This window comes from Ruegeria sp. AI2, from assembly GCF_056541275.1.
This window is the reverse complement of sequence record NZ_JBQFYB010000016.1, coordinates 1-13,162: the sequence shown is the minus strand read 5'-3', so window position 1 is coordinate 13,162 and position 13,162 is coordinate 1. Positions and strand designations below refer to the sequence as shown.

At 57.8% G+C, this 13,162-nt stretch carries 13 protein-coding genes; 5 read left to right on the top strand and 8 right to left on the bottom strand.

From position 1 onward, the window contains the following. Positions 1-81: 81 nt before the first annotated feature. Entirely contained in the window at positions 82-2,262 is a 2,181-nt protein-coding gene (gene katG, locus ACR0LL_RS18710; RefSeq protein WP_480588702.1) for a catalase/peroxidase HPI, read from the top strand. A gap of 69 nt (positions 2,263-2,331) precedes the next feature. Here the strand turns inward: katG and ACR0LL_RS18705 are convergent, their stop codons facing one another. From ACR0LL_RS18705 to ACR0LL_RS18680, 6 genes are all read right to left on the bottom strand, one after another. Beyond that, on the bottom strand, positions 2,332-3,174 hold the full coding sequence (locus ACR0LL_RS18705) for a fumarylacetoacetate hydrolase family protein (RefSeq protein ID WP_480588701.1): 843 nt from the start codon (positions 3,172-3,174) through the stop codon (positions 2,332-2,334). A gap of 18 nt (positions 3,175-3,192) precedes the next feature. Then, on the bottom strand, positions 3,193-3,948 hold the full coding sequence (locus ACR0LL_RS18700) for an SDR family oxidoreductase (RefSeq protein WP_480588700.1): 756 nt from the start codon (positions 3,946-3,948) through the stop codon (positions 3,193-3,195). Between the two features lie 134 nt (positions 3,949-4,082). Continuing rightward, positions 4,083-4,913 (bottom strand): amidohydrolase family protein, encoded by an 831-nt coding sequence (locus ACR0LL_RS18695; RefSeq protein WP_480588699.1) that lies wholly within the window; start codon positions 4,911-4,913, stop codon positions 4,083-4,085. Next, on the bottom strand, positions 4,910-5,338 hold the full coding sequence (locus tag ACR0LL_RS18690) for an RbsD/FucU family protein (protein ID WP_480588698.1): 429 nt from the start codon (positions 5,336-5,338) through the stop codon (positions 4,910-4,912). The genes ACR0LL_RS18695 and ACR0LL_RS18690 overlap by 4 nt, the downstream gene beginning before the upstream one ends. Then, positions 5,328-6,380 (bottom strand): aldo/keto reductase, encoded by a 1,053-nt coding sequence (locus tag ACR0LL_RS18685; protein ID WP_480588697.1) that lies wholly within the window; start codon positions 6,378-6,380, stop codon positions 5,328-5,330. Before ACR0LL_RS18685 ends, ACR0LL_RS18690 begins: the two co-directional genes overlap by 11 nt. Next, positions 6,377-7,114 carry a GntR family transcriptional regulator gene (locus tag ACR0LL_RS18680; RefSeq protein ID WP_480588696.1) on the bottom strand — a complete coding sequence of 246 codons (738 nt, stop codon included), beginning with the start codon at positions 7,112-7,114 and terminating at the stop codon, positions 6,377-6,379. The genes ACR0LL_RS18685 and ACR0LL_RS18680 overlap by 4 nt, the downstream gene beginning before the upstream one ends. A gap of 81 nt (positions 7,115-7,195) precedes the next feature. On the opposite strand from ACR0LL_RS18680, the gene ACR0LL_RS18675 reads away from it, so the two are divergent. Genes ACR0LL_RS18675 through ACR0LL_RS18660 form a run of 4 tightly spaced genes read left to right on the top strand, consistent with a single transcriptional unit; the run spans position 7,196 to position 12,310 of the window. After that, the gene (locus ACR0LL_RS18675; RefSeq protein ID WP_480588695.1) at positions 7,196-8,749 is read left to right on the top strand and encodes a UxaA family hydrolase; all 1,554 of its coding nucleotides are present in this window, start codon (positions 7,196-7,198) and stop codon (positions 8,747-8,749) included. Positions 8,750-8,790: 41 nt separating this feature from the next. Next, positions 8,791-10,314, top strand: a complete 1,524-nt coding sequence (locus ACR0LL_RS18670) for a sugar ABC transporter ATP-binding protein (protein WP_480588694.1) — start codon at positions 8,791-8,793, stop codon at positions 10,312-10,314. Then, positions 10,314-11,321 (top strand): ABC transporter permease, encoded by a 1,008-nt coding sequence (locus ACR0LL_RS18665; protein ID WP_480588693.1) that lies wholly within the window; start codon positions 10,314-10,316, stop codon positions 11,319-11,321. The genes ACR0LL_RS18670 and ACR0LL_RS18665 overlap by 1 nt, the downstream gene beginning before the upstream one ends. A 44-nt stretch (positions 11,322-11,365) precedes the next feature. After that, entirely contained in the window at positions 11,366-12,310 is a 945-nt protein-coding gene (locus ACR0LL_RS18660; protein ID WP_209506853.1) for an ABC transporter substrate-binding protein, read from the top strand. Between the two features lie 54 nt (positions 12,311-12,364). On the opposite strand, the gene ACR0LL_RS18655 is transcribed toward ACR0LL_RS18660, so the two are convergent. Next, complete coding sequence (locus ACR0LL_RS18655; protein WP_209599024.1) at positions 12,365-12,664, bottom strand: CcdB family protein; 300 nt, start codon at positions 12,662-12,664, stop codon at positions 12,365-12,367. Further along, positions 12,664-12,894 carry a type II toxin-antitoxin system CcdA family antitoxin gene (locus ACR0LL_RS18650; protein ID WP_209599023.1) on the bottom strand — a complete coding sequence of 77 codons (231 nt, stop codon included), beginning with the start codon at positions 12,892-12,894 and terminating at the stop codon, positions 12,664-12,666. Before ACR0LL_RS18650 ends, ACR0LL_RS18655 begins: the two co-directional genes overlap by 1 nt. Positions 12,895-13,162 lie beyond the last annotated feature (268 nt).

The window sequence follows — 13,162 nt, the reverse complement described above, 5'->3', positions numbered from 1 at the left end:
ATTACAAATTTCCAATTATCGAAACTGTGGGGTACGAGTCAAGACATCTGAACCCCTCAGTAAATACTCAGGAGATTTTCAATGGACGGCAATCCCCACAATCATCAATCCGGCGGCTGCCCAGTCTTGCATGGCGGGAACACGGGCACAGGCAACTCTGTCACCAAATGGTGGCCGGATGCGCTGAACCTGGACATTCTGAGCCAGCACGACACCCGCACCAACCCGATGGACGCGGATTACAACCACCGCGAAGCGGTCAAAGGGCTGGATTTCAATGCTGTTCGTGCTGACGTCGAAGCGTTGCTGACCGACAGTCAGGACTGGTGGCCAGCCGATTGGGGCCACTATGGCGGCCTGATGATCCGTCTGGCGTGGCACTCTGCCGGGTCGTACCGCCTGGGGGATGGTCGCGGCGGCGCAGGTTCGGGCAACATCCGTTTTGCACCGCTGAACTCGTGGCCGGACAATGCCAGCCTTGATAAAGCGCGCCGTCTGCTCTGGCCGGTGAAAAAGAAATACGGCAACGCGCTGTCCTGGGCAGACCTGATTGTTTTGTCGGGAACGGTTGCCTACGAATCCATGGGTCTGAAGACCTTTGGCTTTGGCTTTGGCCGCGAAGATATCTGGGGCCCGGAAAAAGACGTCTATTGGGGGTCGGAAAACCAGTGGTTGGCCCCGTCCGAGAACCGCTATGGCGATCTGGAAACACCCGGAACGCTGGAAAACCCGCTGGGCGCGGTGCATATGGGCCTGATCTATGTGAACCCAGAAGGTGTGAACGGCAACCCGGATCCAGCAAGAACTGCGCTGCACATCCGCGAAACCTTTGCCCGCATGGCGATGAATGACGAAGAGACCGCCGCGTTGACCTGTGGTGGTCACACGGTCGGCAAAGCGCATGGCGCGATGGCGGGCGATCATATCGGCGCCGAACCCGAAGCCTGCCCGGTCTCCGGTCAGGGTCTGGGATGGGACAACCCCGATCAAAACGGCAAGGCAACCAACGCGTTCACTTCTGGTATCGAGGGTGCGTGGACGAAAAACCCGACCAAATTCGATATGGGCTTTTTCGATTACCTGTTCGGCTATGAGTGGGAATTGGGTAAATCGCCCGCGGGTGCACAACAGTGGCAGCCCATCGACATGCCGGAAGAGGAAAAGCCGGTCGACCCGACCGACCCTTCGGTTCGGCGTATGCCGGTCATGACCGATGCGGACATGGCAATGAAGATCGATCCTATTTACAACGCTATCTGTCAGAAGTTCATGGCTGACCCGGATTACTTTGCTGACACTTTTGCCCGCGCGTGGTTCAAGCTGACCCACCGCGATATGGGGCCACGTGTCAACTACTATGGCCCAGACGTCCCGTCAGAAGAGCTGATCTGGCAGGACCCGATCCCTGTCGGTTCGACCGGGTATGACGTCGATGCCGTCAAAGCAAAGATCGCCGACAGTGGTCTGACCGCGGTCGAGATGATCACCACCGCGTGGGACAGTGCCCGTACCTTCCGTGGCTCGGACAAACGCGGCGGCGCAAACGGTGCGCGTATCCGTCTGGCACCACAGAAAGACTGGGCAGGGAACGAGCCCGAGCGTCTGGCAAAAGTGCTGGGCGTGCTGGAGCCGATTGCAGCGGAAACCGGGGCCTCGATCGCCGACGTGATCGTTCTGGCGGGTAACGTCGGTCTGGAACAGTCGATCAAAGCCGCAGGCTTTGACGTGACGGTTCCGTTCTCGGCCGGTCGCGGCGACGCAACGGATGAGCAGACCGATGCCGATAGCTTCTCGGTGCTGGAGCCGTTGGCGGACGGGTTTAGAAACTGGCAGCTGAAGGAATACGCGGTATCACCCGAGGCGATGATGCTGGACCGCGCGCAACTGCTGGGTCTGACCGCTGCGGAAATGACGGTTCTGGTGGGTGGCCTGCGTGTGCTGGGCGCCAATCATGGCGGCTCGGCGCATGGGGTCTTCACGGATCGCGTGGGTCAGTTGACCACCGACTTCTTCGTCAACCTGACGGATATGTCGCTCAGCTGGCACCCGGTTGACGGCGGCACATATGAACTGCGTGATCGCGCCTCGGGTGAGGTCAGGTTCACCGCAACCAGCGCGGATCTGGTCTTCGGCTCGAACTCGATCCTGCGTGGCTACGCCGAGGTCTATGCTCAGGACGATAATGCCCAGAAGTTCGTGCGCGACTTCGTGGCGGCCTGGACCAAGATTATGACCAACGACCGGTTCGATCTGGTAGCCTAAGTCAAAAATTATCAGGCGAGGGAAACCTCGCCTGATATTGTGTTCGGGCAGACATCTGATAGTGCCCGATTATCCCGCGATCACATTCTGTTTTTGAACACCCAGGCCTTCGATGCCCAGCTCCATCGTATCGCCGGGTTTCAGATAGACTTGCGGGTTTTGCCCCATGCCCACACCCGGCGGAGTTCCGGTCGAGATCACATCACCCGGTTGCAGGGACATGAATTGCGACAGGTGTGAGATCACAGTTGCCACCCCGAAGTGCATCGTCCGGGTCGAGCCGTCCTGATAACGGTGGCCGTTGACCTCAAGATACATCGGCAGGTTCTGAGGGTCTGCAACCTCGTCCCGCGTCACCAGCCATGGACCGATGGGGCCGAATGTGTCTGCCGACTTGCCCTTGACCCACTGCCCCGAGCGGTGAAGCTGAAAATCACGTTCCGACAGGTCATTGACCACACAATAGCCCGCGACGTGATCCATCGCTTCGGCCTCGGAGATGTATTTCGCTTCCTTGCCGATCACCACGCCCAATTCGACCTCCCAGTCGGTCTTGACGGACCCGCGCGGGATTTCCACCGTGTCGTTCGGCCCGATAATGGCCGATGTCGCCTTGAAAAAGATCACAGGTTCCTGCGGCAATTCCATACCGCTTTCTGCCGCGTGGTCGGCATAGTTCAGGCCGATGCAAATGAACTTGCCCACTTGGCCGACACACGCCCCTAAACGGGTGTTGCCTTCAACCATCGGCAAATCCTGTGGATCCAGCGCGCGCAGCCGCGCCAACCCTTCGTCGTTGAGAACATCGCCCGAAATATCGTCGATGACGCCTGACAGGTCGCGAATTGTGCCATCGTCGTGCAGCAACCCGGGCTTTTCTGCACCCAAGGCGCCAAACCGCAGTAGTTTCATATTGTGATCCCTTTCAGATTATATCGCCCATCCGCCATCAATGGCAAAGGGCTGACCTGTGGTAAATGCGCTGCTTTCACTCGCAAGGTAGAGCGCCAGTTCGGCAATCTCGTCCGCGGTCCCAATGCGCCCCATCGGCTGGCGGGCGATGAAATCTGTCATCGCCTTTTCGTAATCGCCCGTCGCCCTCAAACGCTCGTGCAGGCTGGGGCTGTCGACGGTGCCGGGGCAGATTGCATTGCACCGGATGCCCTGCGTGACAAAATCGGCGGCGATCGACTTGGTCAGGCCAATTACGGCAGCCTTTGATGCGCAATATACAAACCGGTTCGGAACGCCTTTCATCGACGAGGCGACCGAGGACATATTGATGATCGACCCCCCGCCGTTGTTCAACATCGCGGGCAGGGTCAGACGGATCAGGCGATACATGGCCTTCACATTAAGATCGAAACTGAAATCCCAGTCGTCCTCTTCGCATTCAAGAATGGTCCCGTTTGCCACGTAACCCGCGCAATTGAACAGGATATCGAGCGGTGGCAATTCAGCCACGGCACGTTTCACGGCATGCGCGTCTGTCACGTCGAGATGGATTGGAGAAATCCCGTTGATCTCCGAAAGCCCGGCCAAAGTGGTTTCGTTGATGTCGCTGGCAAAGACATGCGCGCCTTCGGCAGCGAACAGTTCGGCCGTGGCACGTCCGATGCCCTGCCCAGCGGCGCTGATGAATGCGGTTTTGCCTTTTAGTCGGTCAGAAGGCTGATGCGATGTCATTCTGGTCCTCATGATTTTCCCGAAGCCGGGTGGTGTGTTGGGGATAACTGCCTTGTTGTTCGCGCCTCAGGGAAAAGATTGGGCAGGTTCAGCGGGCGCAAAGCAGTGCGTGTTTGGGGTTCGGTGCGGCACCGTCAAATCCTGATGTGATAAGCCTTTGCCGCATTCCCTCCGAGGATGGCCGCACGGTCATTGGAGGAAAGTGCGCTTAGCAGTTCGTCGGTTGCATCTATCCATCGTTCATAGCTGCTGGCCAATGTGCAGACCGGCCAGTCGCTGCCCCAGATCAACCGCGATGGCCCGAACGTGTTCAGTAGGTGATCCACATAGGGGTACAGGTCCCGAACCGTCCAGTCAGGCGCAGCTTCGGTGACAAGACCGGACAGTTTGCAGAACGCGTTAGTGTCCCGCGCGATGGCGGCCATGTCTTCGGCCCACCCGTCAAGTACACCCTCCCGGATCAGAGGTTTCGAGCCATGGTCAATCACAACCCGCATGTCCGGGTGCTGTGTCAGAAGTTGACGCAGCGGCCCCAGGTGGCGGGGCAGGGTGAGGGCATCGAAAGTCAGATCGTTAGATTGGGTGGCCTCAAAGGCAGGTCTCAGGGCTGCGCCGAGCATCCAGTTCGGATCAGCGATATCCTGTATCATTGGCCGCAGACCAACCAAAGCGGGATGAGCGGCAAGCTTGGCGATTTGCGCGCTCGCATCCGGAGTGTCAAAATTGACCCAGCCAACCACACCTTTGATAAAAGGTGTCTTGTCCGTCAGTGACAACAGGTACTTCGTTTCGGCAACGGTCGGCGCTGCCTGAACCAGAATTGTCCCGTCGATGCCCTGTGCTTGCAACAACGGCGCAAGATCATCTGGCCCGAAGTCCCGGTAAATCTGGCCCAAATCCGGTGTCAGCCACCCATAGTCACCACGCGCCAGTGCCCAAAAATGCTGATGGGCGTCGATCTTCATGCGATCACGCCTTTCTTCAGGATGATGTTGCCGTACAGCCTGCGCTCGCCGGTCTGAATGATGGCAAATGCGGATGCCGCGCGTTGGTAGAAGTCGAACCGGTCCAGACCCTGAATTTGCGCGGGGTTGTCAGCCTGCGCGTCGATGATCTTCTGGAAATCCGCGACGGCCTCGGGCACGGCTTCGGGATCACCGACAACCTGCATGGTCAGCACGGGGTCGGGCACGAATGTATCCAGCGGCATGACAGACAACACAGCGCCAAGCAGATCACTTGCCGTTGAACCATCCGCACGGATGCAGTCAGGCCCAAGGCTGGAGCCTGGGAAATTGGCGTCCGCAATAACGATGTCATCGCCATGGCCCATGGCGCGCAGGGCGTACAGCAACTCAGGAGACAACAGCGGGTCGAGGTTACGCAGCATTGACAGGTTCCTTGGGCAAGGGGGCATTTGGCCGGATCAGGCCTTCGGTACGCAGGTCTGACCAAAGCTGGGCGGGGATAGTCCGCTCCAGCAGGGCGACATTGGCTTGAACCTCGGCCGCATTGACAGCGCCCGGAACAACCGTTTTCACGGCGGGATGTCCCAAAACAAATTGCAGCGCGGCTGCGATCAACGGTGTGTCATGGGCCGCACAGACAGTTTCGATCCTGCGCACCCGTTCAAGAACATCCTCAGGCGCATCGGAGTAGTTATACTTGGCCCCAGGCACCGCTCCGGTGGCGAGGATACCTGAGTTATACGGCCCGCCCAGAATGATGCCCACATCGCGTTTCTCGCAAAGTGGCAGAAAACTGTCCAAAGCTTGCTGCTCCAAAAGCGTATACCGACCTGCCAGCAGGAACCCGTCGAAATCGCCAAGACCCAGCAGTTTTTCGCAAACCTGCCATTCGTTCACACCCGCGCCAATCGCAGCGATCTCACCTGCATCGCGCAGTTCAACCAGCGCCTTGTACCCGCCGCCATCGAACAACTCACGTACTTTGGCGTCTGACATTTCCTGACTGCCCTGACTGAAAGCGCAGACGTCATGCACCAGAAGAATGTCCGCATTGGCAACACCTATCCGGTCCCGGCTTGCCTCATATGACCGCATGACGCCGTCATAGGTATAGTCGAACACAATGCGTTTCTGCGGGACGTCCACAAACGCTTCAGGCGTCACCTCATGTGGTTCGCAATCCAGCAGCAGGCGGCCGATTTTGGTCGATAGCTGAATGTTCTCACGCCCAAACCGCCTGATCGCTTCGCCAAAGCGATACTCGGACCGCCCCAACCCGTATTGCGGCGCGGTGTCGAAGAACCGGATGCCTGCGTCAAAAGCGGATTGCAACGCAGCCTGCGCATCAGCATCCGAGACCTTGCGATAAAGATTGCCCAAAGGCGCCCCGCCAAACCCCATGCGGGTCAGCGGTACAGGCCGGGACGTCCTGTTGTTCAGAAGGGCGGTTTGCGAAACGGTCATCCTGCCTCTCGGGTGTTTTGGGGGGGTAAATTGAACAGCTGCGGTCTTTCCTGTTGTAGCCGTTCGATCCGAGGCATCAGTTGCCCAAGGTGATGGCGCATGGCGTCTTGTGCTGCACGTTCGTCATGAGCGCAGATGGCATCGAATATCGCCCGGTGTTCGGCCAGTGTTTCCGCGATGCGGCCGGGTGTCGGCAACAGCAACATACGCGCGCGGCTGACCTGTAGCGACACCGTCTGCGCTACATCCGGCAGGCGCAGCATTCCGGTGAACGCCATCAACAGGGCGTGGAATTCCTCATCCGCGTGATAGAACCCGGCAATGTCGTCATCTTCGATCAACAGCTCTTGCAGGCGCACGTTGCGGCTCAGCTTTTTGCGCTGATAATCGGTCAGGTCACGCGCAACCTTGGCCACTGTTGCCAGCTCCAGGGCCTCTCGCAGAAAGGCGCCTTCGCGGATCTCATCCATCGAGAAATAGGACACGCGTGTACCCGATTGCGGCACCACATCCACCAGCCCTTCTGCGGCAAGCCTGGTGATGGCGTCCGCGACAGGTGCGCGGGATACACCCAGGCGCGTGCAGATCGGTGCCTTTCTCAGATTGGCACCGGGTGGGAAATCCAGTGCCAGGATCGCCTGTTTGATGGATTGGTAAACCCTCTGCGCAAGCGATCCCTCAAATGTTGAAATGTCGGGCAGGCGGGTGGCGTCAATGTCGTATGGGTCGTTCATGAATCTGAACTATCATACTAACATGTTAGTTGACAAGAGTGGATTATCCCCGTAGCTCTGTGGCGAACAAGCGGGGAATCCATGCACCCAGTTTCAGAGATCAAAACCCCGGGAGGCCCGGCTCGTGACACAATCCGGCTGAACCCGGATGACAACGTGATCATCGCGTTGCGCGACCTGAAGGCCGACGCGCAACCGGATGGGATATCGATACGGCTTCCCACGGACATCGCACGCGGGCACAAGATTGCCACCGCCCCGATTGCGGCGGGTGAGAATGTGATCCGCTATGGACAGATCATAGGTCAGGCCAAAGCGGATATCGCCGCGGGCGAGCATGTTCATGTCCATAATCTGGGTATGGGGGCGCATCAGCAGGACTACGCATATGCAAGCGCGAACGCGCCGCTGCCCGAGATTTCAGGCGACCGTATCTTCCAGGGCTTCCACCGCGCCGATGGCAAGGTAGGCACGCGCAACTACATCGGCATTTTGACAACGGTGAATTGCTCAGGCTCCGTGGCGCGGTTCATCGCCGAAGCCGCCGAGAAACGGGGCTTATTGGACGCGTACCCGAATGTGGACGGTATCGTCCCGATCGTTCATGGCACTGGATGCGGCATGTCGGGCAAAGATGAAGGCTACGCCACACTGTTTCGGACATTGGCTGGGTATGCCCAGCACCCGAATTTCGCCGGTATCCTGCTGATCGGTTTGGGGTGCGAAGTGATGCAGGTGGCCGATCTGGTTGGGGGTCGTCCGATCCGTCCTGATGGCGTGCTGCGTTACATGACCATTCAGAGTGAGGGCGGCACACGCCGTACCATTGAACGTGGATTGAACGAGCTGCGCGGGATTGCCGACCTCGCGAACAAGGCCGAACGCAAACCTGCGCCGATCAGTGCGATAACGGTTGGAATGCAATGCGGCGGGTCAGATGGCTATTCCGGGATCACCGCCAATCCTGCTTTGGGCTATGCGTCGGATCTGTTGGTGCGGCATGGCGGTACGACGATCCTGTCCGAAACCTCGGAAATCTATGGCGCGGAACACCTTTTGACCCGGCGGGCCGAGACCGTTGAGGTCGGCGAAAAGCTGATCGAACGCATTCGCTGGTGGGAGGGATATACTCACCGCAACGGCGGCGAGATGAACAACAACCCAAGCCCCGGCAACAAGCGCGGCGGGTTGACGACCATTCTTGAGAAATCGCTTGGCGCCGTCGCCAAAGGCGGCACCGCGCCCTTGCGCGGTGTTTACAAGTTCGGCGAGAAAATCGACAAAGCCGGCTTTGTTTTCATGGACAGCCCCGGTTTTGATCCATGCTCGGTCACGGGGCAGGTAGCGTCAGGCGCGAACCTGATCGTGTTCACCACCGGGCGGGGCTCGGTTTCGGGATATCAGCCAACACCCTGCATCAAGCTGGCTACCAACTCCGAAATGTATGCCCGGATGTCGGAAGACATGGATCTGAACTGTGGGGATATCGTCACAGACGGTGTGAGCATTGAGGCAAAAGGCGAAGAGCTGTTCGAAATGCTGATCCGCGTCGCATCGGGCGAACAAACAAAAAGCGAAGAACTTGGCTTTGGTGGGGTCGAGTTTGTGCCCTGGCAAATCGGCGCGGTGATGTAGGCGGCACCACCCCTTGGGGAGAGGGGTGTTTGGGAGGATAAATGACAAAACTGGTCGACATGTCGGGGATCGAGAAACATTTTCCCGGAGTCCATGCGCTGAAATCAGTGCAGTTCGATCTGGTGCCCGGCGAAGTTCACGCGCTGATGGGCGAGAACGGCGCGGGCAAAAGCACGCTGATGAAAATCCTCTCGGGGATTTATCAGCGCGACGGTGGCACATTGCAAATCGAAGGGCGTGATGCAAACCCAACCACGCCACGCGAGGCGCAGGCTTTGGGTATCGGCATCATCCATCAGGAACTGAGCCTGATGAATGATCTGACGGTGGCACAGAATATTTTTATCGGCCGCGAACCTCGTAAACGGTTTGGCCGACTGAACGATGCTGCGTTGAATGTACAGACGGCCGAGATTTTCGCATCCATGAACCTAAACCTCGACCCCAAGGCGCAGGTCGGCAGTCTGACCATTGCGAAACAACAGATGGTCGAGATCGCCAAGGCCCTTTCTTACCGGTCCAGGGTTCTGATCATGGATGAACCGACCGCGGCCCTGAACGATGCTGAAATTGCCGAGCTGTTCGTGATCATCCGCCGTCTGAAGGCTGAAGGCGTGGGCATTGTCTATATCAGCCACAAAATGGATGAGCTGAAGCAGATTGCTGACCGGGTTACGGTGATGCGCGACGGAGAGTACGTTGGCACCGTTGACGCGGCAGCAACGCCGATCAGCCAGATTATCGCGATGATGGTAGGTCGCGAAGTCAAGGAAGAGCCGCTGGTTCCCCCCGATCTGAGCGATGCGGAAGTTTCGCTGGAAGTGACCGGGCTGTGTCGGGGTCACGATATCCGCGATGTCAGCTTCTCGGTGCTGAAGGGTGAGATATTGGGCTTTGCCGGGTTGATGGGTGCCGGACGTACCGAAGTTGCGCGGGCAATCTTCGGGGCAGATCCGAAGGATAGCGGAGAAATCCGGGTGCATGGGCAGGTGGTCTCGATCCGCACGCCATCCGATGCCGTCAAGGCGGGCATTGGCTATCTTTCCGAGGATCGCAAGCATTTCGGCCTGGCCACCGGGATGAGCGTTCGCGACAATGTTGCACTGGCGTCGATGGATATGTTCACCGGACGTGTCGGTGTTCTGAACGATGGTGAAATCAGCACGACGGCCAAGGGTTACATCACGCAGCTGGGCATTCGCACGCCTTCGGACACGCAGGAGGTGCGTCTTTTGTCCGGCGGCAATCAGCAGAAAGTTGTCATTGCCAAATGGCTGCTGCGGGATTGCGATATCCTGATTTTCGATGAGCCCACGCGCGGTATCGACGTGGGCGCAAAATCTGAAATCTACAAGCTGCTGGAAGAACTGGCCGGTCAAGGCAAGACGATCATCGTGATTTCGTCGGAACTGCCCGAGATCATGCGCCTAAGCCATCGCATTGCCGTGATGTGCGAAGGCCGACTGACCGGCATTTTGCCGGGCGGCAAAGCCACCACTCAGGAAGACATCATGCATCTGGCGACGCAGCGGGCGGCGGCGATGCAGATAACAGGAACAACGTAATGACCTCAGCAACGGAAATCGAAAAGAAAAGCCCACTGGCGGGGCTCTCGGAAAGCGGCGCCTACCAAAAGCTGCTGGCCTTCGCCAGCTTGATTGCCTTGCTGATCGGGTTTTCAATCGCGTCGCCGAACTTCATGCAAACTTCGAACATGATCGCCATCTTGCAGGCGACATCGGTCAATGGGGTGCTGGCGGTTGCTGCAACACTGGTCATCATAACTGGCGGGATCGACCTCTCCGTGGGAACTCTGATGACGTTCTGTGCCGTTATCGCCGGTGTCGTGCTGACCTATCTCGGAATGCCACTGTTGTTGGGGGTTACGGCAGCGATTGCGGCGGGTGCGTTCTGCGGGCTGTGCTCGGGCACCTTTGTCGCCAAGATGAAAATCCCGCCCTTCATTGCCACGCTGGGTATGATGCTGATCCTAAAAGGGTTGTCGCTGGTGATATCCGGCACGCGGCCCATCTACTTCAACGACACGCCGGGCTTTGACCAGATTTCGCGCGGGTCGCTGATCGGAGAGGTTTTTCCCGCATTGCCGATCCCCAATGGCGTGCTGATCCTTTTCCTTGTTGCCATTGCAGCTTCGTACATTCTGGGGCGCACGGTTCTGGGCAGATACACCTTTGCGCTGGGATCAAACGAAGAGGCGGTGCGCCTATCGGGGGTGAATACCGATCTTTGGAAGATGCGCATTTACGCTCTGGCAGGTGGGATCTGCGGTATCGGTGGAATTCTGATCGCGTCGCGACTGAATTCGGCGCAGCCCGCGCTGGGGCTTGGCTACGAGCTGGAAGCCATCGCTGCCGTCGTGATCGGGGGCACGTCCCTGTCCGGTGGGCGTGGTACAATCCTTGGAACCCTGATCGGTGCCCTGATCATGGCAGTTCTGACCAATGGTTTGCGGGTGCTGTCCGTCGCGCAGGAATGGCAGACCGTTGTCACCGGCGCGATCATCATTCTGGCCGTTTATGCCGATATGGCGCGGCGCAGGAAGACAGGTTGAACAGTCACAAAAATCAGAAACGAAGACCAACTGGAGGAGAAGACATGCTAACACGTCGTTTCATTTTGGGGGCCCTGAGTGCGGCCAGCCTTTCGATACCTGCAACTATGTCATCAGCGGAAGACATATATATTCCGCTGGTGTCCAAAGGGTTTCAGCACCAGTTCTGGCAGGCGGTAAAGTCCGGTGCGGAACAGGCCGCCGAGGAATACGGTGTCACGATCACCTTTGAAGGCCCGGACAACGAAACCATGGTGGATCGTCAGATCGACATGCTGGCGGCGGCCTTGGCCAATAACCCCAAGGCCATCGGTTTTGCCGCTCTGGACAGCCAGGCCGCTATTCCACTGTTGAAGCAAGCTGATGAAAAGGGCATTCCGATCATTGCCTTTGACAGTGGCGTTGACAGCGACATTCCGGTTTCTACAGCAACAACAGACAATCAGGCCGCGGCTGCGCTGGCTGCGGACAAGATGGCCGAGATGATTGGCGGCAAAGGCAAAGTGGCCGTTGTTGCACATGACCAGACCAGCCGCACAGGCATCGACCGGCGCGACGGCTTCGTCAATCGCATTGCCGAAAAATACCCGGATATCGAAGTTGTCACGGTTCAATACGGTCAGGGTGACCACCTGAAATCGACCGAGGTGACCAAAGCGATCCTGACGGCGAACCCCGATCTGAATGGCATCTTCGGCACCAACGAAGGCTCGGCCATCGGTGTGGTGAACGGGGTGCAGGAACTGGGGACCGAGGGGCTAGTCATCATCGGATATGACAGTGGCAAGGCCCAGAAAGATGCGATCAAAAGCGGGCTGATGGCCGGTGCAATCACTCAGAATCCCGTGGGCATCGGGTATGAAACCGTCAAGGCTGCTGTGGCCGCGATGAAGGGCGAAGAAGTTCCTGCCCTGATTGATACCGGGTTCTACTATTACGACGCATCCAACATCGACGATCCGAAGATCGCGGCAGTGCTGTACGACTGATCTTCATTGTCAAACTTGTTCCTGGCTCTTGGTTCTCCAAGGGCCAGAAGCTTGTCAGAATCCCTGCATTAGCATGTCGATGCCGGCGGTGATCTGCGCAAAGTGATCATCAAGGTTGTCGACCGGCGATTTTAGGATGCCCACCGGAACAGCAGCCATGAATTGGGTTGCCATTACAAACGGTTTGCCCTGGATATCAAAAACGGGATTGAGCCGGGTGGCCGGGATCGGCGCGGTCGCTTCGGGAAGCAGGGGCACGACGACGCGTGTGTTCAACCCGCTCAGCAGATCGCTCTGGATGTCCAAAAGATACCCGTCACCTGACGGGTTGGGGAACACATCGTATTTTGGCATCAGAACTGTCTGTAGGTGTCCAACGGTAAGCCATTACGCTCGACATACGCGTTGGAACTCTCAAGTGCGGCCTTGTTTTCGGCTTTCCAGCGTTCAGCTTTTGCGCTGGCGACTGCGGCCCGAATGCCGTCTTCGGCTGCGCGGGAAAGATTGATCTTCAGATCCCGCGCCTCAGACAGCATATCGCCATCCAGTGATAGATTTGTCGGTTTACGAGATGGAGCATTCATTTGATTACCCTCAGATCTGCGCCATTTTACCATCACACGATATGCGCGTCAAACATGCGCATATTACGTGAAGCGTGGAAGCCCTCTGTTCAGCGGCACGTGGCAATCAGGAGGTTTTTGGCCTGAAAAGAGCTTTGCGCTCAGTTCTTGCCTCCCCGGTTATTCTGCGACTTTTTGTTTTTGTTTGTGTTTATTGAACTGTTGGTCGAAGAGGTTTTTGAAGGGTCCGTTTTTCTGCATGAGTTGGTCGAGGTTTCCCTGTTCGGCG